The sequence below is a fragment of the Pseudomonas sp. R38(2017) genome, from assembly GCF_002112395.1.
GTDB lineage: Bacteria > Pseudomonadota > Gammaproteobacteria > Pseudomonadales > Pseudomonadaceae > Aquipseudomonas.
The window spans coordinates 202,460-229,257 of sequence record NZ_NEHN01000003.1; the positions used below are offsets into that span (position 1 = coordinate 202,460).

A 26,798-nucleotide genomic window follows, 5' to 3' on the forward strand; every position below is an offset into this window, starting at 1 on the left:
CTCCCTCGCTACCAAAGGCTTTCAACCGCCTTCGTCGAAGTAGTTGTTGATCAGTGTCACCAAGGCATCCAGGGCTTCCTGTTCCTGATGTCCTTCGGTGCTCAGAAAGATTTTGGTGCCCTTGCCGGCGGCGAGCATCATCATTGCCATGATGCTTTTGCCATCTACCGTGGTTTCCGGGGTGCGACCCACTCTGATCGTGCAGTCGGGATACTGCCCCGCCACGCCAACGAACTTTGCCGACGCCCGGGCATGCAGGCCCAGCTTGTTGATGATTTCGATTTCCAGAGCAGGCATCGCGGTGTGAATCCTTTAGCTGAGGTCGCGGTGGCGAACCTGGACGTTCTTCAGGGTTTTCTGCAGGGCCTGACCCAGGCGTTCGGTCAGGTAGACGGAGCGGTGATGCCCGCCGGTGCAGCCAATGGCAATGGTGACGTAGGCGCGATTGCTTGCAGCGAAGCGCGGCAGCCATTTGAACAGATACGTATAGATGTCCTGGAACATCTCTTCGACTTCCGGCTGTGCCGCCAAGTACTCGGCTACCGGCTCATCGAGGCCTGATTGCGCGCGTAGTTCCGGTTTCCAGTACGGATTGGGCAGGCAGCGTACATCGAACACCAGATCCGCATCCACCGGCATGCCGCGTTTGAAACCGAACGACTCCACCAGAAACGCGGTGCCCGGCTCCGGTTGGTTCAGCAGGCGCAGCTTGATGGTGTCGCGCAACTGGTACAGGTTCAGATTGGTGGTATTGACCTTCAGATCGGCCAGGTCGGCGATCGGGCCCAGCAGAGCTGTTTCATCGTTGATGGCTTCAGCCAGCGAACGATTGGCACTGCTCAGCGGGTGACGGCGACGGGTTTCCGAGAAACGCTTGAGCAGGGTTTCTTCATCGGCATCCAGATACAGAACGTCGCACTGGATGTGCCGGCTGCGGACTTCCTCAAGCAACTCCGGAAAACGCGAAAGATGGCTTGGCAGGTTGCGTGCATCGATCGATACCGCGACCAGTGGCTGAGACAGTTCCGTATGAATCAGTGCGCGTTCCGCCAGCTCCGGCAGCAAGCCGGCCGGCAGATTGTCGATGCAGTAGTAGCCGTTGTCCTCGAGGACATCCAGGGCCGTACTTTTGCCCGAGCCGGAGCGGCCACTGACGATGATCAAGCGCATGTTTAGTGCCCGTTTTGCTCGTCCAGGACAACCTGATACAAGGCTTCGTTGGTGGTGGCGCGACGCAGCTTTTCGCGTACTTCCTTGCGATCGAGCATGCTGGCGATCTGGCGCAGCAGTTCCAGGTGTGCATCGGTGGCAGCTTCCGGGACCAGCAGCACGAACAGCAGGTCGACCGGTGCGCCATCGATGGCATCGAAATCGATAGGTGCTTCAAGGTGCATCAAGGCGCTGATGGGCGACTCACAGCCCTTGAGGCGGCAATGGGGAATGGCGATGCCGTTGCCAAAACCGGTCGAACCGAGTTTTTCACGGGCAATCAGCGCCTCGAAGACATCTTGCATCTCCAGATCCGGCTTTTCCCGGGCGATCAGGTTGGCAATTTGTTCGAGGGCTTTCTTTTTACTGCCGCCCGGCACGTTCACCAGGGAACGGCCGGGGGTCAGGATGCTTTCAAGTCGGATCATGGGGGTGGGGGTTATCGACCGGTAGCGCCCTGAAGCAGGCTCTGGGTCTTTTCCTTATGCTTTTTGAGTTGTTTATCAAGCTTGTCGGTCAGCGCGTCGATCGCTGCGTACATATCGGTATGTTCCGCGTTTGCGACGACCTCGTTGCCGGGAATATGCAGCGTGGCTTCGATTTTCTGCTTCAGCTTCTCGACGCACATCGTGACTTGCACGTTGGTGATCTTGTCGAAATGCCCCTCAAGCCTCTTGAGCTTTTGCTCAACGTACTCACGGAGAGGTTGGGTAACTTCCAGTTGGTGTCCACTGATGTTGACTTGCATACAGCTTCTCCTTCGTTGCCAGTGCATAAAGCGGCAGGCCGAAGAGCCTGCCACTGGAACGCTGTAACGTGGCTTACATCAACCGCTTGCGTTCGCTCGAAGGCGCGATCCCGAGGGATTCGCGGTACTTGGCGACGGTGCGGCGAGCCACCTGAATGCCTTGTGCTTCCAGTAAACCAGCGATCTTGCTGTCACTCAACGGCTTTTTCTGATTTTCCGCAGCAACCAGTTTCTTGATGATCGCGCGGATTGCCGTGGACGAGCATTCGCCGCCTTCGGAGGTGCTGACGTGGCTGGAGAAAAAGTATTTCAGTTCATATATGCCCCGTGGGGTATGCATGAATTTTTGTGTGGTTACCCGGGAAATTGTCGACTCGTGCATGCCCACCGCTTCAGCGATGTCATGCAGCACGAGTGGCTTCATGGCTTCGTCGCCGTATTCAAGAAAACCGCGCTGATGCTCGACGATCTGGGTCGCTACTTTCATCAGGGTTTCGTTGCGGCTTTGCAGGCTCTTGATGAACCAGCGGGCTTCCTGCAACTGATTGCGCATGAACGTGTTGTCGGCGCTGGTGTCGGCGCGGCGTACGAAACCGGCGTACTGGGCGTTGACCCGCAGGCGCGGCACCGATTCCTGGTTCAGCTCGACCAGCCAGCGCTCGTTATCCTTGCGCACGATCACGTCAGGCACCACGTATTCGGCTTCGGTGGATTCGATCTGCGAACCAGGGCGCGGATTGAGGCTCTGTACCAGTTCGATGACCTGGCGCAGTTCATCTTCCTTGAGCTTCATGCGCCGCATCAACTGGCTGTAGTCGCGGCTGCCGAGCAGGTCGATGTAATCGGTGACCAGGCGTTTGGCCTCGGCCAGCCAAGGGGTCTTGGCCGACAGCTGGCGCAATTGCAGCAGCAGGCATTCGCCCAGGTTGCGTGCACCAATCCCGGCAGGTTCGAATTGCTGGATGCGGTGCAGGACGGCTTCGATCTCGTCCAGCTCTATGTCGAGCTCCGGGTCGAAGGCGTCGAGGATTTCTTCAAGGGTTTCGTCGAGGTAACCCTGATTGTTGATGCAATCGATCAGGGTCACGGCGATCAGGCGATCGGTGTCGGACATCGGTACCAGGTTCAACTGCCACAGCAAGTGGCTTTGCAGGCTCTCGCCAGCAGAGGTGCGGGTGGTGAAGTCCCACTCGTCGTCATCGCTGCTTGGCAGGCTGCTGGCGCTGGTCTGGTAGACGTCTTCCCAGGCGGTGTCGACAGGCAGTTCGTTGGGGATTCGCTCGTTCCATTCGCCTTCTTCAAGATTGTCGACCGTTGGGGCGGTCTCCTGATAGGAAGGCTCCTGAATCTCGGTGTTGGGCTTCTGTTCGGCGTTGTCGGCCATGGGATCGGAGTTGTCGAAGTCGTCGCCGTCTTCCTGGCGTTCGAGCATCGGATTGGATTCCAGAGCCTCCTGGATTTCCTGTTGCAGGTCCAGGGTCGACAATTGGAGCAGGCGGATGGCCTGTTGCAGCTGCGGTGTCATCGTCAGCTGCTGGCCCATTCTCAAGACTAGCGATGGTTTCATGGCAGGGGCTTAACACCTTATTCGCCGGCGCTATGCGCCATCCACTACAGGGCGCCGAAGCGCCAAACTTAAGCAAATTATATGCCTGAAACTGTCGTGTTTGCCTAGAGCGCTGTAACAATAAAAGCGTATAAAAGTGCGCTTCAACGTTACAGCACCCGGACGGTCGGTCGAATGCTGTCGCGTTTACAGACGGAACTCGTGACCCAGATACACTTCCTTCACCAGATCGTTGGCGAGGATGGTCGCGGAGTCGCCTTCGGCGATCAGTTGGCCGTCATTGACGATGTAGGCCGTTTCGCAGATATCCAGCGTCTCGCGGACGTTGTGGTCGGTGATCAACACACCGATGCCCTTGGCCTTGAGGTGGTGAATGATCTGCTTGATGTCGCCCACGGAGATCGGGTCGACACCGGCGAACGGTTCGTCGAGCAGGATGAATTTCGGTGCGGTGGCCAGTGCACGGGCAATTTCCACCCGGCGACGCTCACCACCGGACAGGCTCATGCCGAGGTTGTCGCGGATGTGGCTGATGTGGAATTCCTGCAGCAGGCTTTCCAGCTCCTTGCGACGGCCGGCCTTGTCGAGCTCCTGACGGGTCTCGAGGATGGCCATGATGTTGTCGGCTACCGACAGTTTGCGAAAGATCGACGCTTCCTGTGGCAGATAGCCGATACCGGCCTTGGCGCGGCCGTGCATCGGCTGGTGGCTGACGTCCAGGTCGTCGATCAGCACGCGACCCTGATCGGCCTGCACCAGGCCGACGATCATGTAGAAGCAGGTGGTCTTGCCGGCGCCGTTGGGGCCGAGCAGGCCGACGATCTGACCGCTGTCGATCGACAGGCTGACATCGCGCACGACCTGGCGGCTTTTATAGGCCTTGGCAAGGTGCTGAGCTTTCAGGGTTGCCATTACTGGGTTTTCTCGTCGGTTTTCTTCTTCGGCTGGATCACCATGTCAATGCGCGGACGCGCTTCGGTGACTTTGTTGCCGGTGGCACGACCCGCGCTGGCCAGCTTTTTCACCGTGTCATAGACGATTTTCTCGCCTTGGGTGACGTTATTGTCCTTGTCGATGACCTTGGCCTTGTCGATCAGTACTACGCGGTTTTGCTGCGCGTGGTACTGAATGGTCACGCCGTAGCCCTGGACCGGCTTGGCGTCGCCCTGGGTCTGCAACTGCTCGAAGTAGGCCAGGTTGCCCACCGAAGTCACGACGTCGATATCGCCGTTGGGTGCACGGGTCATGGTCACGGTGTTGCCTTTTACGATCATCGAGCCTTGGGTGATGATTACATCGCCCTTATAGGTCGCGATACCATTCTTGTCATCGAGCTGAGCATCGTCAGCCTGGATGCGGATCGGTTGCTGACTATCGTTCGGCAGAGCCCAGGCGCTCACGCTTCCCAGTGCTGCGCCCAGACTGAGCAAAATAGGGAGGGTTTTAACGAGCCTCATACTGTCCTCTTACGTTCGATAGCAGGTGTATCCTGCTTTCCTTCAAATACGCTTTCATTCCCACGCCAGTCGATACACCGCCAGCGCCGTCGATTCTAACGGGTTGCTCGGTCTGCGCATATTGCTGCTGCGGAAACACGGTCATGCGTGTGCTGGTAATCAGGGTGTCACGGTTCTTTTCATCGGTGCGCTTGACGCGAACCGAGTCGATCAGCTCGACCTCGGTACCGCCGGAGTTCACTTCACCGCGCTCGCTGGTCACGTGCCACGGAAAGTCGGTGCCGCGATACATGTTCAGGTCGGGCTTGGTGACCAGTGTAATGTCGGTCGCCTTGACGTGCTCGGCCTTGTCGGAAGTCATTTCGTACTGCACCTTGCCGTCTTCCAGGTATTGCAAGGTGTGGGTATTGGTCGCGTACCAGTCGATCGGGCTCTCTTCTGTCGAGACAGGAGGCTTGTCGAGGAAGCGTTCCGGGCTGATGTTCCAGTAGCCGACCGCGCCGAAAATCGCCGCGATGCAGCCGAACAGCAGTATGTTGCGAAACTTTTTGCTAAACATGGTTTGACTCACAGGTACGCGTTGTTGGCGGCATCGAGGCTGCCCTGGGCGCGCAGGATCAGTTCGCAGAATTCACGGGCGGCACCTTCACCACCACGGGCCTGGGTAACACCATGGGCATGCTCGCGCACGAAGGAGGCAGCGTTGGCCACCGCCATTCCCAGCCCCACCCGGCGAATCACCGGCAGGTCGGGCAGGTCGTCGCCGAGATAGGCGACCTGTTCATAGCTTAGGCCCAGTTGCTCGAGAAGGCCGTCGAGGACGACGAGTTTGTCTTCACGGCCCTGAAACAGGTGCGGGATGCCCAGGTTTTTCGCCCGGCGCTCGACCACCGGGGTCTTGCGACCGCTGATGATGGCCGTTTGTACGCCGGCGTTCATCAGCATCTTGATGCCCTGGCCGTCGAGCGTATTGAAAGTCTTGAACTCGCTGCCGTCTTCAAGAAAGTACAGGCGCCCGTCCGTGAGGACGCCGTCGACGTCGAAAACTGCCAGTTTGATGGCTTTGCCGCGTTGCAGCAGATCGGTGCTCATTTACATCACTCCTGCGCGCAGCAGGTCGGAGAGGTTGAAGGCGCCGATAGGGCGATCGTCCTCATCCACGACGACAAGCGCGTTGATTCGATGGTCTTCCATGATTTTCAGGGCCTCGGCGGCGAGCATTTCGGCGCGGGCGGTCTTGCCATGCACAGTCATCACCTGGTCGATGGTGGCGCTGCGTATATCAATGCTGCGATCCAGCGTGCGGCGCAAGTCGCCGTCGGTGAAAATCCCGGCGAGTTTGCCGTCGGCCTCGAGAATGACGGTCATGCCCAGACCCTTGCGGGTCATTTCCATCAGTGCGTCCTTAAGCAGGGTGCCGCGTTGTACCTGCGGCAGCTCCTGGCCGGCGTGCATGACGTTTTCCACCTTCAGCAGCAGGCGTCGGCCCAGTGCGCCACCCGGGTGGGAAAAGGCGAAATCTTCGGCGGTGAAACCGCGGGCTTCCAGCAGCGCCACGGCCAGGGCGTCGCCCATGACCAGTGCGGCGGTGGTCGAGGACGTCGGCGCCAGGTTCAGCGGGCAGGCTTCGTGCTCGACGTGAACGTTGAGATTGACCTCCGCCGCCTTTGCCAGTGGGGATTGCGGGTTGCCGGTCACGCTGATCAACTGGATGCCCAGGCGTTTGATCAGTGGCAGCAACGTGACGATTTCGTTGGTGGAACCGGAATTCGACAGGGCCAGGATCACGTCGTCACGGGTGATCATGCCCATGTCGCCATGACTGGCTTCGGCCGGGTGTACAAAAAACGCCGGGGTGCCGGTGCTGGCCAGGGTCGCAGCAATCTTGTTGCCGATGTGTCCGGACTTGCCCATGCCGACCACCACTACACGGCCCTTGCTGGCCAGAATCATCTCGCAAGCGCGTACGAAATCGGCGTCGATATGGGGCAACAAGCCTTGTACGGCTTCCACTTCGAGGCGGATGGTGCGTTGTGCCGATTGAATCAGGTCGCTGGTTTGGCTCATGTCAGAAATCGTATAGCCCGATGAAAAGGCGGCGATTATAGCGGTTATGTTGAAAAGCCTCACGCAAGTTCGTCGTGCTTTGTCATTCCCGGTTACTAAAACCCTTTTATAGAAGCCTCGGGCCTGTCATATCGCTGAACGTGGCCGGGGAGAGGCCTTGGGCGCTTGCCCTTTGCAGTGATATAGTTCGCCGCCAGTTCGGCCTGCCCGGGATGTAAGGGCTTTCTCCAGAAAGCCAGGCGTCCGAGTGAGAGGCTGCATCGCAAGGAGTTTAGATGAGTGCCGATAACGCCTACGCGGTCGAGCTGAAGGGAGTCTCCTTCAAGCGCGGTGCGCGGAGCATTTTCAATAACGTCGATATCCGCATCCCGCGCGGCAAGGTCACCGGCATCATGGGGCCTTCCGGGTGTGGCAAGACCACGCTGCTGCGCCTGATGGGTGCCCAGTTGCGGCCATCGCAGGGCGAGGTCTGGGTCAACGGCCAGAACCTGCCGAAGCTGTCGCGCAGCGATCTGTTCGATGCCCGCAAGCACATGGGCGTGCTGTTTCAGAGCGGCGCGCTGTTCACCGATCTCGATGTGTTCGAGAACGTCGCCTTTCCCCTGCGCGTTCATACCCAGTTGCCGGAAGAGATGATCCGCGACATCGTGCTGCTCAAATTGCAGGCGGTCGGTCTGCGGGGCGCCATCGAGCTGATGCCCGATGAACTGTCCGGCGGCATGAAACGCCGCGTGGCTCTGGCCCGGGCGATTGCGCTTGATCCGCAGATTCTCATGTACGACGAGCCGTTCGTCGGCCAGGACCCGATCGCCATGGGCGTTCTGGTGCGTCTGATCCGTCTGCTCAACGATGCGTTGGGAATCACCAGTATCGTGGTTTCCCACGATCTCGCCGAAACCGCGAGCATTGCCGATTACATCTATGTGGTGGGCGATGGTCAGGTGTTGGGGCAGGGCACGCCGGATGAGCTGATGAACTCGGACGAGCCGCGAATCCGTCAATTCATGACCGGTGAACCCGACGGTCCGGTGCCATATCATTTTCCAGCGACGGATTACCGCGCAGATCTTCTGGGGAAACGCCGCTGATGCGCAGAATTACACTAATGGAGCGCGTGCGTCGGTTTGGCCAGGCGGGGATCGACACCGTCGCGGTATTCGGGCGTTCGACCCTGTTCCTGTTTCATGCCTTGCTCGGTCGTGGCAGCATCGGTGGCGGTTTTGGCCTGCTGGTCAAGCAACTGCACTCGGTCGGCGTGATGTCGCTGGTGATCATTGTGGTTTCCGGGATTTTCATCGGCATGGTGCTGGCGCTGCAGGGGTTCAACATCCTGTCGAGCTATGGCTCGGAGCAGGCGGTGGGGCAGATGGTTGCCTTGACCTTGCTGCGTGAGCTGGGCCCGGTGGTGACGGCGCTGCTGTTCGCCGGTCGTGCCGGTTCGGCGCTGACGGCGGAAATCGGCAACATGAAATCCACCGAGCAGTTGTCCAGCCTGGAAATGATCGGTGTGGACCCGCTCAAGTACATCATTGCCCCGCGCCTGTGGGCCGGTTTCATTTCCCTGCCGGTGCTGGCGATGATTTTCAGCGTGGTCGGCATCTGGGGCGGTTCCTGGGTCGCGGTCGACTGGCTGGGCGTCTATGAAGGCTCCTATTGGGCGAACATGCAGAACAGCGTGAACTTCTCCAGCGACGTGCTCAACGGCGTGATCAAAAGTATCGTTTTCGCCTTTGTCGTGACCTGGATCGCCGTATTCCAAGGCTATGACTGTGAGCCCACTTCCGAGGGGATCAGTCGTGCCACCACCAAGACCGTAGTGTTTGCCTCGCTGGCAGTGCTCGGCCTGGACTTTATTCTGACCGCTTTGATGTTTGGAGATTTCTGATGCAAAACCGCACCCTGGAAATCGGTGTCGGCCTGTTCCTGCTGGCAGGGATCCTGGCTTTGTTGCTGCTTGCCCTGCGGGTCAGTGGCCTGTCTCCGACTTCGACCACCGATACCTACAAGCTTTATGCCTACTTTGACAATATCGCCGGTTTGACGGTCAGAGCCAAAGTGACCATGGCCGGTGTGACCATCGGCAAGGTCACGGCGATCGATCTGGACCGCGACAGTTTTACCGGCCGGGTGACCCTGCTGGTGGATAAAAAGGTCGACAACCTGCCGACCGACTCCACAGCGTCTATCCTGACCGCTGGCCTGTTGGGCGAGAAGTACATCGGCATCAGCGTGGGCGGGGAAGAAACCCGGCTCAAGGATGGTGGAACCATTCACGACACCCAGTCGTCTCTGGTGCTGGAAGACCTGATCGGTAAATTCCTGCTCAATACCGTTAGCAAAGACGCCAAATGAGGAGCTTTTGAATGATCTCTACCTTGCGACGTGGCCTGTTGATGTTGCTCGCGACACTGCCGCTGCTGGCGAACGCTGCGCCCGGGCAGTCGGCGCACGATCTGGTTCAGGACACCACCAACCGGATGCTCGCCGATCTGGCGGCGAATAAAGAGAAGTACAAGCAGGACCCGCAGGACTTCTACACCGCGCTGAATACCATTGTGGGTCCGGTAGTGGACGCCGAAGGCATTTCCAAAAGCATCATGACGGTCAAGTACTCGCGCAAGGCCACCCCGGCGCAGATGCAGACCTTCCAGGAAAACTTCAAGCGTGGCCTGTTCCAGTTCTATGGCAACGCCTTGCTGGAATACAACAACCAGGGCATCACCGTCGATGCGCCGAAAGATGAGTCGGGCGACCGCACCAGCGTCGGCATGACCGTCAAGGGCAACAACGGCGCGATTTATCCGGTTCAGTACACGCTGGAGAAGATCAGCGGCGAGTGGAAGCTGCGCAACGTGATCATCAATGGCATCAACATCGGCAAGCTGTTCCGTGACCAGTTCGCCGACGCGATGCAGCGCAATGGCAACGACCTGGACAAGACCATCAATGGCTGGGCCGGCGAAGTGGCCAAGGCCAAGCAGACCGCCGAGAAACAAGAGAAGCCTGCCCAATGACCGAGTCGGCCATTCGTCTGGACGAAGCCAGTCAGCTTCAGCTCACCGGTGTGCTGGATTACCGCACCGGTCCTGGCCTTCGCGAGCAGGGCCGGGCGCTGATCAAATCGTGCAATGCCCCGGCATTGGTGATCGATTGTTCGGCGGTGGAAAAGTCCAGCAGCGTCGGCCTGTCGTTGCTGCTGTGTTTCATTCGCGATGCGAAAGCCGCCGGCAAGGCGGTCAGTATCCGCGGGATGCCGGAAGACATGCGTGAAATCGCTCAGGTCAGCGAACTGACCGAGCTGTTGGCGCAACCCTGAACCCGCATCTATAAAGAAGCCCCCCGTCAGAGTCCTGCGCAGCGGGGTTCGCAGGCGCGGGGCTTTTTTGTATGATGTCCGACCCGTGCGCACAGGGCGCCGATTGAGGTTGAGCATGCAGGCCGTAGAAGTGAAGAGCTTCCTTGAAGGAAAGCTGCCAGGAACGCAGGTGGAAGTTGAAGGCGAAGGCTGCAACTTTCAGCTGAACGTGATTAGCGATGAACTGGCGGCGTTGAGCCCGGTCAAGCGTCAGCAAAGCATCTATGCCCATTTGAACCCATGGATCGCCGATGGCAGCATCCACGCGGTCACTATGAAATTTTTCAGCAGCGCGGCCTGGGCCGAGCGCACCTGAGCCCTAGGGCGTCGAGATTGTTATGGATAAATTGATTATTACTGGTGGCGCTCGTCTTGATGGCGAGATCCGCATCTCCGGGGCGAAGAACTCCGCCCTGCCGATCCTGGCCGCCACCCTGCTGTGCGATGGGCCGGTCACCGTTGGCAACCTGCCGCACCTGCACGACATCACCACCATGATCGAGCTGTTCGGTCGCATGGGCATCGAGCCTGTGATCGACGAGAAGCTCAGCGTCGAAATCGATCCGCGCACCATCAAGACCCTGATCGCTCCGTACGAACTGGTGAAAACCATGCGTGCATCGATCCTGGTGCTGGGCCCGATGGTGGCCCGTTTCGGTGAAGCCGAAGTGGCTCTGCCTGGCGGTTGCGCGATCGGTTCGCGTCCGGTCGATCTGCACATCCGTGGCCTGGAAGCCATGGGTGCGATCATCGACGTCGAAGGCGGCTACATCAAGGCCAAGGCCCCTGAAGGCGGCCTGCGCGGTGCACACTTCTTCTTCGATACCGTCAGCGTGACCGGTACCGAGAACATCATGATGGCCGCTGCTCTGGCCAAGGGCCGTAGCGTGTTGCAGAACGCCGCCCGCGAACCTGAAGTGGTCGACCTGGCGAACTTCCTGAACGCCATGGGTGCCAAGGTCTCTGGCGCTGGCACCGACACCATCACCATCGATGGTGTCGAGCGCCTGGGTTCGGCCTTCTACAAAGTGATGCCTGACCGCATTGAAACCGGTACTTACCTGGTGGCCGCCGCGGTTACCGGTGGCCGCGTGAAGGTCAAGGACACTGATCCGACCATTCTCGAAGCCGTTCTGGAAAAGCTTCGCGAAGCCGGTGCAGAAGTCACCACCGGTGAAGACTGGATCGAACTGAACATGCATGGCAAGCGCCCGAAAGCGGTCAACGTGCGCACCGCGCCGTACCCGGCGTTCCCGACCGACATGCAGGCGCAGTTCATCTCGCTCAACGCCATTGCCGAAGGCACCGGTGCCGTGATCGAGACGATCTTCGAAAACCGCTTCATGCACGTGTACGAACTGCACCGCATGGGCGCCAAGATTCAGGTCGAAGGCAACACGGCCATCGTGACCGGTACTGAAATCCTGAAAGGCGCGCCAGTGATGGCAACCGACCTGCGGGCTTCGGCCAGCCTGGTGATCTCGGCGCTGATGGCCGAGGGCGATACCCTGATCGACCGCATCTACCACATCGACCGTGGTTACGAATGCATCGAGGAAAAACTGCAGATGCTGGGCGCCAAGATCCGTCGCGTTCCGGGCTAGTCGCTGCATCTGGACACAGGGACGTGTCCGTTGAATTCGTTTTGATCGGGGGGGGTGACGCCCTCGATGTATGTCCGGCGCCGATTGCGACCGGACATGAGTACCTTGATAAGGACTGACGTTTCCCATGTTGACCATCGCACTGTCCAAGGGCCGCATCCTTGACGACACCCTGCCGCTTCTCGCCGAAGCGGGCATCGTGCCGACCGAGAATCCGGACAAGAGCCGCAAGCTGATCATCCCCACGACCCAGGAAGACGTACGCCTGTTGATCGTGCGCGCCACCGATGTGCCGACCTATGTCGAGCATGGCGCGGCCGACCTCGGCGTTGCCGGTAAAGACGTGCTGATGGAATACACAGGACAAGGCCTGTACGAGCCGCTGGATCTGCAGATTGCCCAGTGCAAACTGATGACCGCCGGCAAGGTCGGCGCGGTCGAGCCAAAGGGCCGTCTGCGCGTTGCCACCAAGTTCGTCAACGTTGCCAAGCGCTACTACGCCGAGCAGGGCCGTCAGGTCGACATCATCAAGCTTTATGGCTCGATGGAGCTGGCACCGCTGATCGGCCTGGCCGACAAGATCATCGACGTGGTCGACACCGGCAACACCCTGCGCGCCAACGGCCTGGAACCCCAGGAACTGATCGCCACGATCAGCTCGCGTCTGGTGGTCAATAAAGCTTCGATGAAAATGCAACACGCCCGAATCCAGGCGTTGATCGACACCCTGCGCAAGGCAGTGGAGTCTCGACACCGCGGCTGATGTACCTGCGCGACGTTAAGTCGCGCCCGTCTATCCGCCTCATAGCCAGAATCTCAGGTGCCCAAGCGGATCGAATGGTAATTTCGGGCGCCTGAGTTTTTTGCCATTCCTATGAGGCTCTCGCTATGACCGCACCGACTGCAATTCGCCGACTCAACGCTGCTGACCCGGATTTCGCGCAACATCTGGATCATCTGCTGAGCTGGGAAAGTGTGTCTGACGACTCGGTCAATCAGCGGGTGCTGGACATCATCAAGGCTGTGCGCGAGCGGGGTGACGCGGCGCTGGTCGAGTTCACGCAGAAATTCGATGGCCTCGAAGTCGCCTCCATGGCAGACCTGATCCTGCCGCGCGAGCGTCTGGAACTGGCCCTGACCCGTATCACCGTGGCGCAACGCGAAGCGCTGGAAAAAGCTGCCGCTCGCGTTCGCAGCTATCACGAAAAACAGAAGCAGGACTCCTGGAGCTACACCGAAGCCGACGGCACGGTGCTGGGCCAGAAAGTCACGCCACTGGATCGTGCTGGTCTGTATGTGCCGGGCGGCAAGGCGTCGTACCCGTCGTCGGTGTTGATGAACGCGATTCCGGCCAAGGTCGCCGGCGTGACCGAAGTGGTCATGGTGGTGCCGACCCCGCGCGGTGAAGTCAACGAGCTGGTGCTGGCGGCGGCGTGCATCGCCGGCGTCGACCGGGTGTTCACGATCGGTGGCGCGCAAGCCGTTGCCGCATTGGCCTATGGCACCGAAAGCGTGCCGCAGGTGGACAAGGTCGTCGGCCCGGGCAACATCTACGTCGCCACTGCCAAGCGTCACGTGTTTGGTCAGGTCGGCATCGACATGATCGCCGGCCCGTCGGAAATTCTCGTGGTGTGCGATGGCCAGACCGATCCGGACTGGATCGCCATGGATCTGTTCTCCCAGGCCGAGCACGACGAAGACGCCCAGGCGATTCTGGTCAGCCCGGACGCCGAGTTCCTCAACAAGGTCGCCGCGAGCATCGATAAACTGCTGCCGACCATGGATCGCGCGACCATCATCGAAACCTCGATCAATGGCCGTGGCGCCCTGATCCAGGTGCGCGACATGGCCCAGGCCATCGAAGTTGCCAACCGCATTGCCCCGGAACACCTTGAACTGTCGGTCGCCGACCCGCAGGCCTGGCTGCCGCAGATCCGCCACGCCGGCGCGATCTTCATGGGGCGACACACCTCCGAAGCGCTGGGCGACTACTGCGCCGGTCCGAACCACGTGCTGCCGACCTCCGGCACTGCGCGTTTCTCCTCGCCGCTGGGCGTGTACGACTTCCAGAAACGCTCGTCGATCATCTTCTGCTCCGAGGCAGGTGCTTCGGAACTGGGCAAGACTGCATCGATCCTGGCCCGTGGTGAATCGCTGAGCGCTCACGCTCGCAGCGCTGAATACCGCATCAAAGACGAAGTGAAGGGGAACTGAACATGAGTAAATTCTGGAGCCCGTTCGTCAAGGATCTAGTGCCTTATGTACCGGGTGAGCAGCCGAAATTGACCCGGCTGGTCAAACTCAACACCAACGAAAACCCGTATGGCCCGTCGCCAAAAGCCCTGGCGGCGATGCAGACCGAACTCAACGACAACCTGCGTCTGTATCCGGATCCGAACAGCGATCGGCTGAAAAACGCTGTCGCCGAATACTACGGAGTGCAGAGCAACCAGGTGTTCCTCGGCAACGGTTCGGATGAAGTGCTGGCGCACATCTTTCACGGCCTGTTGCAACACGATCAGCCGATCCTGTTCCCGGACATCAGCTACAGCTTCTATCCGGTCTACTGCGGTCTCTACGGCATCACATTCGACGCGGTGCCGCTGGATGCGCAGTTCCAGATCAACCCGGCCGACTACGCCAAACCGAACGGCGGGATCATCTTCCCCAACCCGAACGCGCCGACCGGTTGCCTGCTGGCACTGGAAGCCGTCGAACAAATCCTCAAGGCCAGCCCGGATTCAGTGGTGGTGGTCGATGAGGCCTACATCGACTTCGGCGGCGAGACCGCGATCAGTCTGGTGGACCGTTATCCAAACCTGCTCGTGACCCAGACCTTGTCGAAGTCCCGTTCGCTGGCGGGCCTGCGGGTTGGTCTGGCGGTTGGCCATTCGGACCTGATCGAGGCGCTGGAGCGGATCAAGAACAGCTTCAACTCCTACCCGATCGATCGCATGGCGAACGTCGGCGCGGCGGCAGCGTTCGAGGATCGCGAGTACTTCGACAAGACCTGCGCACTGGTCATCGAGAGTCGCGAGTGGGTGGTTGCGCAGTTGCAGGCCAAAGGTTTTGAAGTGCTGCCGTCAGCGGCCAACTTCATCTTCGCCCGGCATCCGCAACACGATGCGGCGGGGCTGGCGGCCAAACTGCGTGAGCAGGGCGTGATCGTGCGCCACTTCAAGCAGGAGCGGATTGCCCAGTTCCTGCGGATCTCGATCGGCACGCCGGAACAGAATCAGGCGTTGATCGACGGTCTGGGCGAACTCTGAAACGACGCTGATCCCTGTGGGTTCAGTCCCGCAGGGATCAGCGCTGGTTTATTCGTGATGCGGCTCGCCAAGGAACGTCAACGAACTGAACAACCCTCTGCTGCTCACCTCTGCACTGTCCTTCACCGGCACTTCCACCTGCGCCGCAATCACATTCAATCCCTCATTACGCACCAGCACCTGAGCGCGGCCGTCCTTGTCGGTTTCAGTGCTCAAGGTATTCGGCGCGCTGCGGTAGTCACCGATCAACTTCACGCCCGCGGCCGGTTTGCCATCCAGCAACACCCGCACCGGCAATGATTTCCCCGGCCCGACGGTCAGCGGATCGACCTCCGGCAAAATCAGCAATTTGATCTGATCCAGTTTGGGCAACTTCGCTCCGGGCTGATAAATCGCCAGGCTGTACTTGAGGGTCTCGGTCGACTCGATGGCTCCCGGGACTTTGCTACGCCCCTCGTTGGCCCATTTCTTGTCGGCGGTTTGCGACCACATGCCGTTGTTCAGGGCCACGGCCATCACCGCCGGCGGTTTCAACGGTTGCAGGCGGGCGTGATCTGCCAGGCGCTGCACACTGACGGGAATCATCTTGCCGCTCGCGTCAAAGGCCCACGCCCCGCTGACTTTCTGCGGTTTGAACGCATTGTCCTCGGCACCGTGGCCGTAGACGACTTCGATATTGCCGCGTCGTTGTTCGGTCCACAAACCATGGGCCGAGGCGTGAGTGGCGAACAGCGCGGCGATGAGCAGCAGGGATTTGCCGTAATGCATTGTGACGTCCTTTTACAGGTTGAGTGTCAGGCTGACCGTGAAATTGCGCGGCTCGCCGGGGTTGACCCAGTAGTCGCTGTACGAGCGCTCGTAATACTTTTCGTCGAACAGATTGTTCAGATTCAGTCCGAGAGTGACGGTGTCGCTGGCCTTGTAATGGGCCAGCAGGTCGACGGTGTGATAGGCCGGCAGCTCGAAATCGCTGCCGGACTCACCCGAGCGGTCACCGACGTAGGTGAACGCCGCGCCGATATCCGAGCCGCGCAAGCGGCCGTCCTGAAACTCGTAAACACCCAGCAGGCTGCCGCTGCGTTTGGCCACCCCGAGGATGCGGCTACCGGCAGGAATCGCGGCATCACCCTTGGTGACTTCGGCGTCGATCCAGGCGAAGGCGCCGATCACCCTGACGGCGTCGGTGACTTGCCCGGTGACTTGCAGATCGAAACCCCGGCTGCGGGCCTTGCCCATGGCGCGGCTGGTGTCGGTGCCCGGGTCGAGGGCGAGGACGTTTTCCTTGTCGATATGGAAGAAGGCGAGGGTGCTGCTTAACCGTTCGTCGAACAGCTCGTTCTTGATGCCGATTTCGTAACCCACACCTTCCTCCGGATCGAAGGATTTGCCAGCCGCATCGAGGCCGTTGTTCGGTTTGAATGAGGTCGAGGCGTTGGCGAACAGGCCGGTGTCCGGTGTCAGTTGATAGAGCAGGCCGGCACGTTGGGTGAGCGCATCGTGGGTCTGGCGGCTGGTGGTGTTGCGGCTGTGGTCATCGATGTCTTGGTCGAAATGCTCGAAGCGCGCACCGATCATCCCGCGCAGTTTTTCGCTGAAGACGATTTGATCCTGCAGGTTCAGCGCATGGCTTTCGACGTGTTCGAAGAAGTCTGTGCCGGAGCGTGCGCCGTTGGGTTTGGGCTGGCCGTACACCGGTTTATAGATATCGATGGCGTAAGGCCCGCCGGCGATGGTGGTGACGCGCTCGTTCTTGCGGAAGTTCTCATACTCGCTGCCGATCAGCAGTTCGTGCTGCCAGGTGCCGAGGTCGAACAGGCCGCGCAGTTCCAGCTGGGTGATGCTGTCGTGCCAGTTGGTATCGCGTTCGCGATAGCGGCGGTTGACTGTGTGGCCATTGGCATTCAAAGGACGGTTTTCGGAGGCGAATCCCCACAGTTTGCCTTCCTTGTAATGGCTGGCCAGGCGCAGTTTCCAGGCATCGCTGAGGTGGTGCTCAAGCGTGGCTTGCAGTCTGTTGTTGTGGTTGTCGATGTTGCCGTCGTTCGGCTCACCCAGGAATGTCGAGCGCGAGACGCCGCTCCATTTATTGTTTGGCGCAACGATGCCGCGGTCGAAGGTCGAGCTATGACGCACGAATTCGCTCTCCACCAGCAGGCTGGTGTCCGGGTTCAACCGCCAACTGAAAGAGGGGGCGACGAAGACCCGTTTGCTGTCGACGTGATCGCGAAAGCTGTTGTTGTCCTCGACCGCGAGGTTGATTCGCGACAGCACATCACCCTGATCATCCAGCGGCGTGTTGACGTCCAGCGCGGTGCGATAACGATCCCAACTGCCGGCACTGGTTTGCAGGGTGGTGAAGGCCTCGGGCTGCGGTTTCTTGGTGACGATGTTGACCGTGCCACCCGGATCGCCTCGGCCGTAAAGGCTGGCGGCCGGTCCTTTCAGCACTTCGATGCGCTCGATGTTGGCGGCGTCCGGTGTGCTCGGGTAACCACGGTTGGCGCTGAAGCCGTCCTGGTAAAACTCGGAGGTGGTGAAGCCGCGCACGCTGTATTCGTAAAGCGTCAGGCCGCCGAAGTTGTTTTGCTTTGAAACGCCACCGGCGAAATCCAGCGCGCGTTCGACGCTGGTGCTGCCCAGATCCTTGAGTACGCTGGCGGGCACCACGCTGATGGCCTGCGGAATATCGCGGATTGCGGTGTCGGTTTTGGTGGCGCTGGACGAGCGCGTGGCGCGGTAGCCATTGACCGGGCCAGTAGGGGATTCGTAATCGGAGGTGACGCTGATGGCGTCGAGTTCGAGCGTTTGCGGTTCATCGGCAAACACGGGATCGCCAAGCAGGCCAAGGGTCAGGCCGAGGAGAGAGGCCTTTTTTCGAGACGACATGTTATGTTGTTCCAATGTGCTAATTGAAACAATATAACATGCCTGTTGAGAATTTCTGTTATTCGCGCCAATGACGCGAACAAAGTCTTACTCTTCCTTTTCCTGTACCGGCGCTGGCGGCGGACGCAGGCCGATTTCAGCGGTCAGCTTCAACTCCTTGCCATTGCGCATCACCTGAATCGTGACCTTGTCGGTCGGCTTGATCCGCGCCACCTGGTTCATCGACTTGCGGCCATCGCCGGCCGGTTCGCCGTCGATGCTCAGAATCACGTCACCCAGTTGCAGGCCGGCCTTCTGTGCCGGACCGTCGCGGAAAATCCCCGCCACTACAATCCCCGGACGCCCGGACAGGCCAAACGACTCGGCCAGTTCCTGCGTCAGCGGTTGCACCTCGATCCCCAGCCAGCCACGAATTACCTGGCCGTGCTCGATGATCGATTTCATCACTTCCATCGCCAGTTTCACTGGAATCGCAAAACCGATCCCTTGCGAGCCGCCGGACTTGGAGAAGATCGCCGTGTTGATGCCGGTGAGGTTGCCGTTGGCGTCCACCAACGCGCCGCCGGAGTTGCCCGGGTTGATCGCCGCGTCGGTCTGGATGAAGTCTTCGTAGTTGTTCAGGCCCAGCTGGTTACGGCCGGTGGCACTGATGATGCCCATGGTCACGGTCTGGCCGACCCCGAACGGGTTGCCGATGGCGAGGGCCACGTCGCCGATGCGGATATTGTCGGAGCGACCGACGGTGATCGCCGGCAGATTTTTCAGATCGATCTTCAGGACCGCGAGGTCGGTTTCCGGGTCGCTGCCGATCACCCTGGCCAGGGTTTCACGACCGTCCTTGAGCGCCACGACAATCTGGTCGGCGCCGGTGGTAACGTGGTTGTTGGTCAGAATGTAGCCTTCCGGGCTCATGATCACGCCGGAGCCGAGACTCGACTCCATGCGTTTCTGCTTCGGTGAGTTATCACCGAAGAAGCGGCGGAACTGCGGATCCTCGAACAGCGGATGCGCCGGTTTGTTGATGACTTTGGTGGTGTAGAGGTTGACCACCGACGGCGCGGCAATGACCACCGCGTCGGCGTAGGACACCGGCCCCTGTTGCACGCTGGTGGTCTGCGGAGCCTGATGCAGGTTGACGTCGAGGCTCGGAAGCCCGACCCACTGCGGGTAACGCTGAATAATCAACAGAGCGATAAGCACACCGGCCAACAGCGGCCAGCCGAAAAAACGCAGCGCCTTGAGCATTAAGCACGTCCTGGAAAGGTTGCAGGCGGGGTCAGACCGCCCATAATGTCGCGCATTATACGAGGCCGCGCGTGCCTCTGAACGGGATTTTCAGGAGTCTTTCATGGCCGTTGCCCTCAGTACCCTGGTCGAAGAAGCCGACCGTTATCTCGGTAGTGCGAAAATTGCCGATTATTGCCCCAACGGCCTGCAGGTCGAGGGCCGTCCGCAGGTGATGCGCATCGTCAGCGGCGTCACCGCCAGTCAGGCGCTGCTCGATGCTGCCGTCGAGGCCGAAGCCGATCTGGTGCTGGTGCATCACGGTTATTTCTGGAAGGGCGAGAACCCGTGCATCACCGGCATGAAGCAGCGTCGTTTGAAGACCCTGCTCAAACACGACATCAGTCTGCTGGCCTATCACCTGCCGCTGGATTTGCACCTGGACGTCGGCAACAACGTGCAATTGGCCCGGCAGCTCGACATTACTGTTGAAGGGCCGCTGGATCCTGACAACCTGAAGATCGTTGGCCTGGTCGGTTCGCTGGACGAGCCGGTGACCGCCCGCGATTTCGCCCGTCGTGTGCAGGAACGCATGGGCCGCGAGCCGCTGCTGATCGAAGGCAGCGCAATGATTCGTCGCGTCGGCTGGTGCACCGGCGGTGGTCAGGGCTACATCGACAATGCCATCGCTGCCGGCGTCGATCTGTTCCTCAGCGGTGAAGCCTCCGAGCAGACGTTCCACAGCGCCCGGGAAAACGACATCAGCTTTATTGCTGCCGGCCACCACGCCACCGAACGCTACGGCGTGCAGGCGCTGGGCGACTATCTGGCGAAGCGGTTTGCCCTTGAGCACATCTTCATCGACTGCCCGAATCCGATCTGACTTTCCCCTGAAAAACACCCGAACGAGCGGGCATATTCATATGCCCTTTCGATCTAGTTGGCGTCCTGATTAGAAGGGGGCGCTGTGCTAGGATTCCCCGCTCGAACACGGCCCGCTGGCCGTTCATAAGAAAGCTTTCGTGAGTAGCCATGGTCGACAAACTGACGCATCTGAAACAGCTGGAGGCGGAAAGCATCCACATCATCCGCGAGGTGGCCGCCGAGTTCGACAACCCGGTAATGCTGTACTCCATCGGTAAAGACTCCGCCGTGATGCTGCATCTGGCACGCAAGGCGTTCTTCCCGGGCAAACTGCCGTTTCCGGTGATGCACGTCGACACCCGCTGGAAATTCCAGGAGATGTACAAGTTCCGCGACAAGATGGTCGAAGAACTTGGTCTGGACCTGATCACCCACGTCAACCCGGATGGCGTTGCGCAGGGCATCAACCCGTTCACCCACGGCAGCGCCAAACACACCGACATCATGAAGACCGAGGGCCTGAAGCAGGCACTCGACAAGCATGGTTTCGACGCCGCGTTCGGCGGTGCCCGTCGCGATGAAGAGAAGTCCCGTGCCAAGGAGCGCGTCTATTCGTTCCGTGACAGCAAGCACCGCTGGGACCCGAAGAACCAGCGCCCGGAGCTGTGGAACGTCTACAACGGCAAGGTCAACAAGGGCGAATCCATCCGCGTATTCCCTTTGTCGAACTGGACCGAGCTGGATATCTGGCAGTACATCTACCTCGAAGGTATCCCGATCGTGCCGCTGTACTTCGCCGCCGAACGCGAAGTGATCGAGAAGAACGGCACGCTGATCATGATCGACGACGAGCGCATCCTTGAGCACCTGTCCGACGAGGACAAAGCGCGCATCGTCAAAAAGAAAGTGCGTTTCCGTACCCTTGGCTGCTACCCGTTGACGGGCGCGGTGGAGTCCGAGGCCGAAAGCCTGACGGACATCATTCAGGAAATGCTCCTGACGCGAACTTCCGAGCGCCAGGGCCGGGTCATCGACCACGATGGCGCAGGCTCGATGGAAGACAAGAAACGTCAGGGTTATTTCTAAGGGGTTGTCATGTCGCACGCATCTGATTTGATCAGCGAGGACATCCTCGCCTACCTGGGCCAGCACGAACGTAAAGAGCTGCTGCGCTTTTTGACCTGCGGTAACGTCGATGACGGCAAGAGCACCTTGATCGGGCGCCTGCTGCACGACTCGAAGATGATCTACGAAGATCACCTCGAAGCCATCACCCGCGATTCGAAGAAAGTCGGCACCACCGGTGACGACATCGACCTGGCGTTGCTGGTCGACGGCCTGCAGGCCGAGCGCGAGCAGGGCATCACCATCGATGTCGCGTACCGCTATTTCTCCACCGCCAAACGCAAATTCATCATTGCCGACACCCCTGGCCATGAGCAGTACACCCGCAACATGGCCACCGGTGCATCCACTTGTGACCTGGCGATCATCCTGGTCGACGCCCGTTACGGCGTGCAGACCCAGACCCGTCGCCACAGCTTTATCGCCTCGTTGCTGGGCATCAAGCACATCGTTGTCGCCATCAACAAGATGGACCTCAAGGGCTTCGATCAGGGCGTGTTCGAGTCGATCAAGGCCGACTACCTGAAGTTTGCCGAAGGCTTGAAGATGAAGCCGACGAGCATGCACTTCGTGCCGATGTCCGCTCTGAAGGGCGACAACGTGGTGAACAAGTCCGAGCGCTCGCCGTGGTACACCGGCCAGTCGCTGATGGAAATCCTCGAGACCGTGGAAGTGGCGGGCGACCGCAACTTCACCGATCTGCGTTTCCCGGTGCAGTACGTCAATCGTCCGAACCTGAACTTCCGCGGTTTCGCCGGCACCCTGGCCAGCGGCATCGTCAAGAAGGGCGACGAAGTCGTGGTCCTGCCGTCGGGCAAGAGCAGCCGCGTGAAATCCATCGTCACCTTCGAAGGTGAGCTGGAGCATGCAGGCCCGGGTCAGGCCGTGACTCTGACCATGGAAGACGAGATCGACATCTCCCGTGGCGACCTGCTGGTACACGCCGACAACGTACCGCCGGTGACCGACAGCTTCGAAGCGATGCTGGTATGGATGGCTGAAGAGCCGATGCTGCCGGGCAAGAAATACGACATCAAACGCGCCACCAGTTACGTGCCGGGCTCCATCGCCAGCATCGTCAACAAGGTCGACGTCAACACCCTCGAAGAAGGCCCGGCGAGCGCGTTGCAGCTCAACGAAATCGGCAAGGTGAAGATCGCGCTCGACGCGCCGATCGCCCTCGACGGTTATGACAGCAACCGCACCACTGGCGCGTTCATCATCATTGACCGTTTGACCAACGGCACCGTCGGCGCCGGCATGATCGTGGCTCAGCCGGTAACCCATGGCACGGCCACCCACCATGGCAAACTGGCTCATGTAGCAACCGAAGAACGCGCCCAGCGTTTCGGTCAGCAACCGGCCACCGTGCTGTTCAGCGGCCTGTCCGGTGCTGGCAAGAGCACGCTGGCGTACGCGGTCGAGCGCAAGCTGTTCGACATGGGACGTGCGGTGTTTGTACTCGATGGCCAGAATCTGCGTCATGACCTCAACAAGGGGCTGCCGCAGGATCGAGCCGGTCGCACCGAGAACTGGCGTCGTGCCGCACACGTGGCGCGTCAGTTCAACGAAGCGGGTCTGCTGACGCTTGCTGCGTTTGTGGCGCCGAGTGCTGAAGGTCGTGAACAGGCCAAGGACCTGATCGGCAAGGAGCGTCTGCTGACGGTCTATGTCCAGGCTTCGCCGACTGTCTGCGCCGAGCGTGATCCGCAAGGGTTGTATGCAGCGGGTGGCGATAACATTCCGGGTGAGTCTTTCCCGTATGACGTGCCGCTGGATGCTGATCTGGTGATCGATACCCAGTCGCTGTCGCTGGAAGAGGGTGTGAAGCAAGTGCTGGATCTGCTGCGCAAGCGTGGCGCGATTTAAGCGTTAGCTGGAAATGAAAAACCCGCCGATGAGTGATTATCGGCGGGTTTTTTATTGGGTTGGTTGGGGTGAATATCCGTTTCTTCGGGTGTTGCGGCTGGCGGTTTCGCCCTTACGGCGAGTCACTTTTGACAAACGCCCGGAATGCCGGCCCAGCCAAAAGTAACCAAAAAGTCTTGCCCCAACGTTCGGCGCCTCGCTGTGGCTCGGCGTTCCTTCGCTCCGGGATTCATCCGGGGGCATCGCCTCCGGTTTGCTTCGCTGCACCTCCTCTCGATGCGTTTGGCTTCGCCAAACGGCGCTTCGCGCCCACCCCCGGATAAACCCCTCCACTCAGCCTCTCAACGGGGCCGGTACGTCAAAAGCGGTACTTGAGCTAACGCTCATCGTGTTGAGTGGTGGGAAGCGAGAGGCGAACTGCTTTTGCTTTCCCGTGGGAGTCAGCCTGCTGACGATGGCGGCCTGACGGCCGGCCTGTTCTGTCAGGGGCTCCCTCAGGGTAATCAGCGTTGGTTCGGATATTCGCGATGCATCTGCTCCAGCAACGCATCCTTGTCCTGCCACAGCTGGTTGATCCAGCCCTGGAATTGCAGGCGGTATTCGCCGTCCTGGTCGTAGTTCTTGCCGATGAACTGCGGTGGAATTTTCAGCTCTTCGAAGTGCACCACTACGTCTCGGACGTTGCCGCACAACAGATCCCAGAAGCCAGGGCGTCCGCCGGGGTAGTGGATGGTGACGTTGACGATCGATTCCAGCTGTTCGCCCATCGCATCCAGCACGAACGCAATGCCGCCGGCCTTTGGTTTGAGCAAGTATTTGAACGGCGATTGCTGCTGTGCATGTTTGCCTTCGGTGAAGCGCGTACCCTCGACGAAGTTGAAGATGCCTACCGGGTTGTCGCGGAATTTCGCGCAGGTGTTGCGGGTGGTTTCCAGGTCTTTGCCTTTCTTTTCCGGGTGCTTCTCCAGATAAGCTTTCGAGTAGCGCTTCATGAACGGAAAGCCCAGCGTCCACCACGCCAGACCGATGATCGGCACCCAGATCAGTTCCTGTTTGAGGAAGAATTTTAGCGGCTGAATTTTCCGGTTCAGCACGTATTGCAGCACCAGAATGTCGACCCAGCTCTGGTGGTTGCTGGTGATCAGGTACGAGTGTTGATAGTCCAGGCCTTGCAAGCCGCTGAGGTGCCAGCGGGTGCGGCGGACCAGGTTCATCCAGCCTTTGTTGTTGCTGATCCAGGCTTCGTGGGTGTGGCTCATCAGCCAGCGCGAGGCACGGCGTGCGAGGTCGAACGGCAGCACTTTGATCAGGGCCACGAGAAACAGGAACGAGCACAGCAGAATCGTGTTCAGCGCCAACAGCAGCGCGGCGATCACGCCGCGCAAGGGGGCAGGGAGAAAGGCCAGCATTGAGTCAGATATCCAAAGGTCGGTTGGCAGCTTGAATCGCGGTCAGGGCGATGGTGTAGACAATGTCATCGACCTGCGCACCGCGCGGCAGATCGTTCACCGGTTTGCGCAGGCCTTGCAGCATCGGGCCGAGGCTCACGCAGTCGGCGCTGCGCTGCACGGCTTTGTGCGTAGTGTTGCCGGTATTCAGGTCGGGGAACACGAACACTGTGGCGCGACCGGCCACCTGGCTGTTCGGCGCCAGTTGCCGGGCCACGGTTTCGTTCGCAGCAGCGTCGTACTGCAACGGGCCGTCGATCAGCAGCGAGTGCTGTTGTTCGTGGGCGAGCAGGGTAGCTTCGCGGACTTTTTCGACTTCTTCGCCGGTGGCCGATTCGCCGCTGGAGTAGCTGATCATCGCCACGCGCGGGGTGATGCCGAACGCGGCGGCCGAGTCGGCGCTTTGCAGGGCGATCTCGGCCAGTTCACTGGCGCTCGGATGCGGGTTCATCACGCAGTCGCCGTAGACCAGCACTTCTTCAGGGAACAGCATGAAGAACACCGACGACACCAGCGTGCAGCCCGGCGCCGTCTTGATCAGTTGCAAGGCCGGGCGGATGGTGTTGGCGGTGGTGTTGATGATGCCGGAAACCAGTCCGTCGACTTCATCCAGCGCCAGCATCATGGTGCCGATCACCACGGTGTCTTCCAGTTGCTGCTCGGCCATCGGCGCGTTGAGGCTTTTGCTCTTGCGCAGGGCGACCATCGGTTCGACGTAGCGCTCGCGGATCAGGTCCGGATCGAGGATTTCCAGCCCCGGCGGCAGCACGATGCCTTGGGCCCGGGCGACGGCTTCGACGTCTGCCGGTTTGGCCAGCAACACACAACGGGCGATCCCGCGCTCCTGACAGATCGCCGCCGCTTGCACGGTGAAAGGCTCGCTGCCTTCGGGCAGGACTATGCGTTTGTTGGCGGCCTGCGCGCGTTGAATCAATTGATAGCGGAACACCGCTGGCGACAGGCGCATTTCCCGTGGCGTGCCGCAACGTTGGTGCAGCCAGTTGGCATCCAGATGACTGGCGACGAAATCGGTGATGATCTCCGCACGCTCGCGGTCATCGACGGGGATTTCCTTGTTCAGGCCGTTGAGCAGGTTGGCGGTGTCGTAGGAGCCGGTGCTCACCGACAACACCGGCAAACCGGCCTGCAATGCGCCACGGCACAGGTCCATGATGCGCGGATCCGGCAGGGTGTCGCTGGTCAGCAGCAAGCCGGCCAGCGGTACGCCGTTGATGGCCGCGAGGCTGACGGCGAGGATGATGTCGTCGCGGTCGCCGGGGGTCACCACCAGCACGCCGGGCTTGAGCAGATCCACGGTGTTGCGCATGGTGCGCGCGCAAATGATGGTCCTGGTCATGCGCCGGGTTTCGTAGTCGCCGGCGTTGAGCACCTGGGCGCCCATCAGGTCGGCGACGTCGCGGGTGCGCGGGGCGTTGAGTTCCGGCTGGAACGGAATGCAGCCGAGCAGACGGAAATCACCGCTGCGCAGCAACGGTGAGTGTTCTTTCAGGCGCGCGGCGAAGGCGTCCATGCTCTCGTCGGTCTTGACCTTGTTGAGGATCACGCCGAGGACTTTCGGGTCTTTCGGCCCACCGAACAGTTGTGCCTGCAACTCGACGCGGCCGGACAGTTCGGTCAGCACTTCGTTTTCCGGCGCCGAGACCAGAATCACCTCGGCATCCAGGCTCTTGGCCAGGTGCAGGTTGACCCGTGCGGCATAGCTGGCGCTGCGGGTCGGCACCATGCCTTCGACGACCAGCACGTCTTTGCCGATGGCTGCCTGCTGGTAGAGCGCGATGATTTCTTCGAGCAGCTCGTCGAGCTGACCGTCGCCGAGCATCCGCTCGACGTGAGCCAGGCCCAGTGGCTGCGGCGGCTTCAGGCCATGGGTGCGTGCCACCAATTCAGTGGAGCGCTCAGGGCCGGTGTCGCCCGGATGCGGCTGGGCAATCGGTTTGAAGAAGCCGACCTTCAGCCCGGCCCGTTCCAGCGTACGCACCAGCCCGAGGCTGATGGAGGTCAGACCCACACCAAAATCGGTGGGCGCGATAAAAAAAGTTTGCATGCGGATTCTCTAAGGGTGCATGGCAAGGGCGTTGGCCTATG

General features: G+C 60.1%; 28 protein-coding genes. 13 read left to right on the plus strand and 15 right to left on the minus strand.

Translation table 11 applies throughout. The features are described from left to right. Nucleotides 1-21: 21 nt before the first annotated feature. The 10 genes from CAF87_RS07690 to CAF87_RS07735 form a co-directional block, all read right to left on the minus strand. Nucleotides 22-297 (minus strand): HPr family phosphocarrier protein, encoded by a 276-nt coding sequence (locus tag CAF87_RS07690; protein ID WP_085729612.1) that lies wholly within the window; start codon nucleotides 295-297, stop codon nucleotides 22-24. A 15-nt stretch (nucleotides 298-312) separates the two neighbouring features. After that, nucleotides 313-1,170 carry an RNase adapter RapZ gene (gene rapZ, locus CAF87_RS07695; RefSeq protein WP_085729613.1) on the minus strand — a complete coding sequence of 286 codons (858 nt, stop codon included), beginning with the start codon at nucleotides 1,168-1,170 and terminating at the stop codon, nucleotides 313-315. Nucleotides 1,171-1,172: 2 nt separating this feature from the next. After that, nucleotides 1,173-1,637, minus strand: a complete 465-nt coding sequence (gene ptsN / locus CAF87_RS07700) for a PTS IIA-like nitrogen regulatory protein PtsN (protein ID WP_085711784.1) — start codon at nucleotides 1,635-1,637, stop codon at nucleotides 1,173-1,175. A gap of 11 nt (nucleotides 1,638-1,648) precedes the next feature. Beyond that, nucleotides 1,649-1,957: a ribosome hibernation-promoting factor, HPF/YfiA family gene (gene hpf, locus CAF87_RS07705; protein ID WP_007953578.1), complete on the minus strand. Its 309-nt coding sequence runs from the start codon at nucleotides 1,955-1,957 to the stop codon at nucleotides 1,649-1,651. A gap of 73 nt (nucleotides 1,958-2,030) precedes the next feature. Then, nucleotides 2,031-3,524, minus strand: coding sequence for an RNA polymerase factor sigma-54 (locus CAF87_RS07710; RefSeq protein WP_085729614.1), 1,494 nt, complete (start codon nucleotides 3,522-3,524; stop codon nucleotides 2,031-2,033). Between the two features lie 186 nt (nucleotides 3,525-3,710). Next, nucleotides 3,711-4,436, minus strand: coding sequence for an LPS export ABC transporter ATP-binding protein (gene lptB, locus CAF87_RS07715; protein ID WP_007953572.1), 726 nt, complete (start codon nucleotides 4,434-4,436; stop codon nucleotides 3,711-3,713). Continuing rightward, the gene (gene lptA, locus CAF87_RS07720; protein WP_085729615.1) at nucleotides 4,436-4,981 is read right to left on the minus strand and encodes a lipopolysaccharide transport periplasmic protein LptA; all 546 of its coding nucleotides are present in this window, start codon (nucleotides 4,979-4,981) and stop codon (nucleotides 4,436-4,438) included. Before lptA ends, lptB begins: the two co-directional genes overlap by 1 nt. After that, the gene (gene lptC, locus CAF87_RS07725) at nucleotides 4,968-5,540 is read right to left on the minus strand and encodes an LPS export ABC transporter periplasmic protein LptC (protein WP_085729616.1); all 573 of its coding nucleotides are present in this window, start codon (nucleotides 5,538-5,540) and stop codon (nucleotides 4,968-4,970) included. The genes lptA and lptC overlap by 14 nt, the downstream gene beginning before the upstream one ends. 8 nt (nucleotides 5,541-5,548) lie before the next feature. Next, on the minus strand, nucleotides 5,549-6,073 hold the full coding sequence (locus CAF87_RS07730; protein ID WP_085729617.1) for an HAD family hydrolase: 525 nt from the start codon (nucleotides 6,071-6,073) through the stop codon (nucleotides 5,549-5,551). Next, complete coding sequence (locus CAF87_RS07735; RefSeq protein ID WP_085729618.1) at nucleotides 6,074-7,048, minus strand: KpsF/GutQ family sugar-phosphate isomerase; 975 nt, start codon at nucleotides 7,046-7,048, stop codon at nucleotides 6,074-6,076. It lies immediately after the preceding gene. Between the two features lie 275 nt (nucleotides 7,049-7,323). Here CAF87_RS07735 and CAF87_RS07740 point away from each other — a divergent pair, with 275 nt between their 5' ends. From CAF87_RS07740 to hisC, 10 genes are all read left to right on the plus strand, one after another. Continuing rightward, the gene (locus tag CAF87_RS07740) at nucleotides 7,324-8,136 is read left to right on the plus strand and encodes an ATP-binding cassette domain-containing protein (RefSeq protein ID WP_085729619.1); all 813 of its coding nucleotides are present in this window, start codon (nucleotides 7,324-7,326) and stop codon (nucleotides 8,134-8,136) included. After that, nucleotides 8,136-8,933 (plus strand): lipid asymmetry maintenance ABC transporter permease subunit MlaE, encoded by a 798-nt coding sequence (gene mlaE, locus CAF87_RS07745; RefSeq protein ID WP_085729620.1) that lies wholly within the window; start codon nucleotides 8,136-8,138, stop codon nucleotides 8,931-8,933. The genes CAF87_RS07740 and mlaE overlap by 1 nt, the downstream gene beginning before the upstream one ends. Further along, nucleotides 8,933-9,400 (plus strand): outer membrane lipid asymmetry maintenance protein MlaD, encoded by a 468-nt coding sequence (mlaD, locus tag CAF87_RS07750; RefSeq protein WP_085711777.1) that lies wholly within the window; start codon nucleotides 8,933-8,935, stop codon nucleotides 9,398-9,400. Before mlaE ends, mlaD begins: the two co-directional genes overlap by 1 nt. Before the next feature lie 11 nt (nucleotides 9,401-9,411). Next, the gene (locus CAF87_RS07755) at nucleotides 9,412-10,062 is read left to right on the plus strand and encodes a phospholipid-binding protein MlaC (RefSeq protein WP_085729621.1); all 651 of its coding nucleotides are present in this window, start codon (nucleotides 9,412-9,414) and stop codon (nucleotides 10,060-10,062) included. Beyond that, nucleotides 10,059-10,364 (plus strand): lipid asymmetry maintenance protein MlaB, encoded by a 306-nt coding sequence (locus tag CAF87_RS07760; protein WP_085711775.1) that lies wholly within the window; start codon nucleotides 10,059-10,061, stop codon nucleotides 10,362-10,364. Before CAF87_RS07755 ends, CAF87_RS07760 begins: the two co-directional genes overlap by 4 nt. 115 nt (nucleotides 10,365-10,479) lie before the next feature. Beyond that, a complete protein-coding gene (locus CAF87_RS07765) occupies nucleotides 10,480-10,719 on the plus strand; it encodes a BolA family protein (RefSeq protein WP_007953556.1) in 240 nt (79 codons plus the stop codon). Nucleotides 10,720-10,741: 22 nt separating this feature from the next. Continuing rightward, entirely contained in the window at nucleotides 10,742-12,007 is a 1,266-nt protein-coding gene (gene murA / locus CAF87_RS07770) for a UDP-N-acetylglucosamine 1-carboxyvinyltransferase (RefSeq protein WP_085729622.1), read from the plus strand. Between the two features lie 127 nt (nucleotides 12,008-12,134). Continuing rightward, nucleotides 12,135-12,770: an ATP phosphoribosyltransferase gene (gene hisG, locus CAF87_RS07775; RefSeq protein WP_007953554.1), complete on the plus strand. Its 636-nt coding sequence runs from the start codon at nucleotides 12,135-12,137 to the stop codon at nucleotides 12,768-12,770. 125 nt (nucleotides 12,771-12,895) lie between these two features. Then, nucleotides 12,896-14,221, plus strand: coding sequence for a histidinol dehydrogenase (gene hisD / locus CAF87_RS07780; RefSeq protein WP_085729623.1), 1,326 nt, complete (start codon nucleotides 12,896-12,898; stop codon nucleotides 14,219-14,221). 2 nt (nucleotides 14,222-14,223) lie between these two features. Continuing rightward, complete coding sequence (gene hisC / locus CAF87_RS07785) at nucleotides 14,224-15,276, plus strand: histidinol-phosphate transaminase (protein WP_085729624.1); 1,053 nt, start codon at nucleotides 14,224-14,226, stop codon at nucleotides 15,274-15,276. A gap of 48 nt (nucleotides 15,277-15,324) precedes the next feature. Here the strand turns inward: hisC and CAF87_RS07790 are convergent, their stop codons facing one another. The 3 genes from CAF87_RS07790 to algW form a co-directional block, all read right to left on the minus strand. After that, a complete protein-coding gene (locus CAF87_RS07790) occupies nucleotides 15,325-16,044 on the minus strand; it encodes a DUF4198 domain-containing protein (RefSeq protein WP_085729625.1) in 720 nt (239 codons plus the stop codon). A gap of 12 nt (nucleotides 16,045-16,056) precedes the next feature. After that, nucleotides 16,057-18,162 carry a TonB-dependent siderophore receptor gene (locus CAF87_RS07795; RefSeq protein WP_085729626.1) on the minus strand — a complete coding sequence of 702 codons (2,106 nt, stop codon included), beginning with the start codon at nucleotides 18,160-18,162 and terminating at the stop codon, nucleotides 16,057-16,059. A gap of 87 nt (nucleotides 18,163-18,249) precedes the next feature. Then, nucleotides 18,250-19,407: a Do family serine endopeptidase AlgW gene (gene algW / locus CAF87_RS07800; protein ID WP_085729627.1), complete on the minus strand. Its 1,158-nt coding sequence runs from the start codon at nucleotides 19,405-19,407 to the stop codon at nucleotides 18,250-18,252. Nucleotides 19,408-19,510: 103 nt separating this feature from the next. On the opposite strand from algW, the gene CAF87_RS07805 reads away from it, so the two are divergent. The 3 genes from CAF87_RS07805 (at nucleotide 19,511) to cysN (ending at nucleotide 23,244) form a co-directional block, all read left to right on the plus strand. Continuing rightward, on the plus strand, nucleotides 19,511-20,269 hold the full coding sequence (locus CAF87_RS07805) for a Nif3-like dinuclear metal center hexameric protein (RefSeq protein ID WP_085729628.1): 759 nt from the start codon (nucleotides 19,511-19,513) through the stop codon (nucleotides 20,267-20,269). Between the two features lie 149 nt (nucleotides 20,270-20,418). Beyond that, nucleotides 20,419-21,336, plus strand: coding sequence for a sulfate adenylyltransferase subunit CysD (gene cysD, locus CAF87_RS07810; protein WP_007953546.1), 918 nt, complete (start codon nucleotides 20,419-20,421; stop codon nucleotides 21,334-21,336). A 9-nt stretch (nucleotides 21,337-21,345) separates the two neighbouring features. After that, nucleotides 21,346-23,244, plus strand: a complete 1,899-nt coding sequence (gene cysN / locus CAF87_RS07815) for a sulfate adenylyltransferase subunit CysN (protein WP_085729629.1) — start codon at nucleotides 21,346-21,348, stop codon at nucleotides 23,242-23,244. 503 nt (nucleotides 23,245-23,747) lie between these two features. Here the strand turns inward: cysN and CAF87_RS07820 are convergent. After that, nucleotides 23,748-24,653, minus strand: coding sequence for an acyltransferase (locus tag CAF87_RS07820; protein ID WP_085729630.1), 906 nt, complete (start codon nucleotides 24,651-24,653; stop codon nucleotides 23,748-23,750). 4 nt (nucleotides 24,654-24,657) lie between these two features. Further along, a complete protein-coding gene (gene pta, locus CAF87_RS07825; protein ID WP_085729631.1) occupies nucleotides 24,658-26,757 on the minus strand; it encodes a phosphate acetyltransferase in 2,100 nt (699 codons plus the stop codon). Nucleotides 26,758-26,798: the final 41 nt, after the last annotated feature.

What these genes read in the sequence shown, in the direction of transcription:
- CAF87_RS07690 (WP_085729612.1), bottom strand. Translation starts at nt 297, where the DNA reads ATGCCTGCTCTGGAAATCGAAATCATCAACAAGCTGGGCCTGCATGCC.
- rapZ (WP_085729613.1), bottom strand. Translation starts at nt 1,170, where the DNA reads ATGCGCTTGATCATCGTCAGTGGCCGCTCCGGCTCGGGCAAAAGTACG.
- ptsN (WP_085711784.1), bottom strand. Translation starts at nt 1,637, where the DNA reads ATGATCCGACTTGAAAGCATCCTGACCCCCGGCCGTTCCCTGGTGAAC.
- hpf (WP_007953578.1), bottom strand. Translation starts at nt 1,957, where the DNA reads ATGCAAGTCAACATCAGTGGACACCAACTGGAAGTTACCCAACCTCTC.
- CAF87_RS07710 (WP_085729614.1), bottom strand. Translation starts at nt 3,524, where the DNA reads ATGAAACCATCGCTAGTCTTGAGAATGGGCCAGCAGCTGACGATGACA.
- lptB (WP_007953572.1), bottom strand. Translation starts at nt 4,436, where the DNA reads ATGGCAACCCTGAAAGCTCAGCACCTTGCCAAGGCCTATAAAAGCCGC.
- lptA (WP_085729615.1), bottom strand. Translation starts at nt 4,981, where the DNA reads ATGAGGCTCGTTAAAACCCTCCCTATTTTGCTCAGTCTGGGCGCAGCA.
- lptC (WP_085729616.1), bottom strand. Translation starts at nt 5,540, where the DNA reads ATGTTTAGCAAAAAGTTTCGCAACATACTGCTGTTCGGCTGCATCGCG.
- CAF87_RS07730 (WP_085729617.1), bottom strand. Translation starts at nt 6,073, where the DNA reads ATGAGCACCGATCTGCTGCAACGCGGCAAAGCCATCAAACTGGCAGTT.
- CAF87_RS07735 (WP_085729618.1), bottom strand. Translation starts at nt 7,048, where the DNA reads ATGAGCCAAACCAGCGACCTGATTCAATCGGCACAACGCACCATCCGC.
- CAF87_RS07740 (WP_085729619.1), top strand. Translation starts at nt 7,324, where the DNA reads ATGAGTGCCGATAACGCCTACGCGGTCGAGCTGAAGGGAGTCTCCTTC.
- mlaE (WP_085729620.1), top strand. Translation starts at nt 8,136, where the DNA reads ATGCGCAGAATTACACTAATGGAGCGCGTGCGTCGGTTTGGCCAGGCG.
- mlaD (WP_085711777.1), top strand. Translation starts at nt 8,933, where the DNA reads ATGCAAAACCGCACCCTGGAAATCGGTGTCGGCCTGTTCCTGCTGGCA.
- CAF87_RS07755 (WP_085729621.1), top strand. Translation starts at nt 9,412, where the DNA reads ATGATCTCTACCTTGCGACGTGGCCTGTTGATGTTGCTCGCGACACTG.
- CAF87_RS07760 (WP_085711775.1), top strand. Translation starts at nt 10,059, where the DNA reads ATGACCGAGTCGGCCATTCGTCTGGACGAAGCCAGTCAGCTTCAGCTC.
- CAF87_RS07765 (WP_007953556.1), top strand. Translation starts at nt 10,480, where the DNA reads ATGCAGGCCGTAGAAGTGAAGAGCTTCCTTGAAGGAAAGCTGCCAGGA.
- murA (WP_085729622.1), top strand. Translation starts at nt 10,742, where the DNA reads ATGGATAAATTGATTATTACTGGTGGCGCTCGTCTTGATGGCGAGATC.
- hisG (WP_007953554.1), top strand. Translation starts at nt 12,135, where the DNA reads ATGTTGACCATCGCACTGTCCAAGGGCCGCATCCTTGACGACACCCTG.
- hisD (WP_085729623.1), top strand. Translation starts at nt 12,896, where the DNA reads ATGACCGCACCGACTGCAATTCGCCGACTCAACGCTGCTGACCCGGAT.
- hisC (WP_085729624.1), top strand. Translation starts at nt 14,224, where the DNA reads ATGAGTAAATTCTGGAGCCCGTTCGTCAAGGATCTAGTGCCTTATGTA.
- CAF87_RS07790 (WP_085729625.1), bottom strand. Translation starts at nt 16,044, where the DNA reads ATGCATTACGGCAAATCCCTGCTGCTCATCGCCGCGCTGTTCGCCACT.
- CAF87_RS07795 (WP_085729626.1), bottom strand. Translation starts at nt 18,162, where the DNA reads ATGTCGTCTCGAAAAAAGGCCTCTCTCCTCGGCCTGACCCTTGGCCTG.
- algW (WP_085729627.1), bottom strand. Translation starts at nt 19,407, where the DNA reads ATGCTCAAGGCGCTGCGTTTTTTCGGCTGGCCGCTGTTGGCCGGTGTG.
- CAF87_RS07805 (WP_085729628.1), top strand. Translation starts at nt 19,511, where the DNA reads ATGGCCGTTGCCCTCAGTACCCTGGTCGAAGAAGCCGACCGTTATCTC.
- cysD (WP_007953546.1), top strand. Translation starts at nt 20,419, where the DNA reads ATGGTCGACAAACTGACGCATCTGAAACAGCTGGAGGCGGAAAGCATC.
- cysN (WP_085729629.1), top strand. Translation starts at nt 21,346, where the DNA reads ATGTCGCACGCATCTGATTTGATCAGCGAGGACATCCTCGCCTACCTG.
- CAF87_RS07820 (WP_085729630.1), bottom strand. Translation starts at nt 24,653, where the DNA reads ATGCTGGCCTTTCTCCCTGCCCCCTTGCGCGGCGTGATCGCCGCGCTG.
- pta (WP_085729631.1), bottom strand. Translation starts at nt 26,757, where the DNA reads ATGCAAACTTTTTTTATCGCGCCCACCGATTTTGGTGTGGGTCTGACC.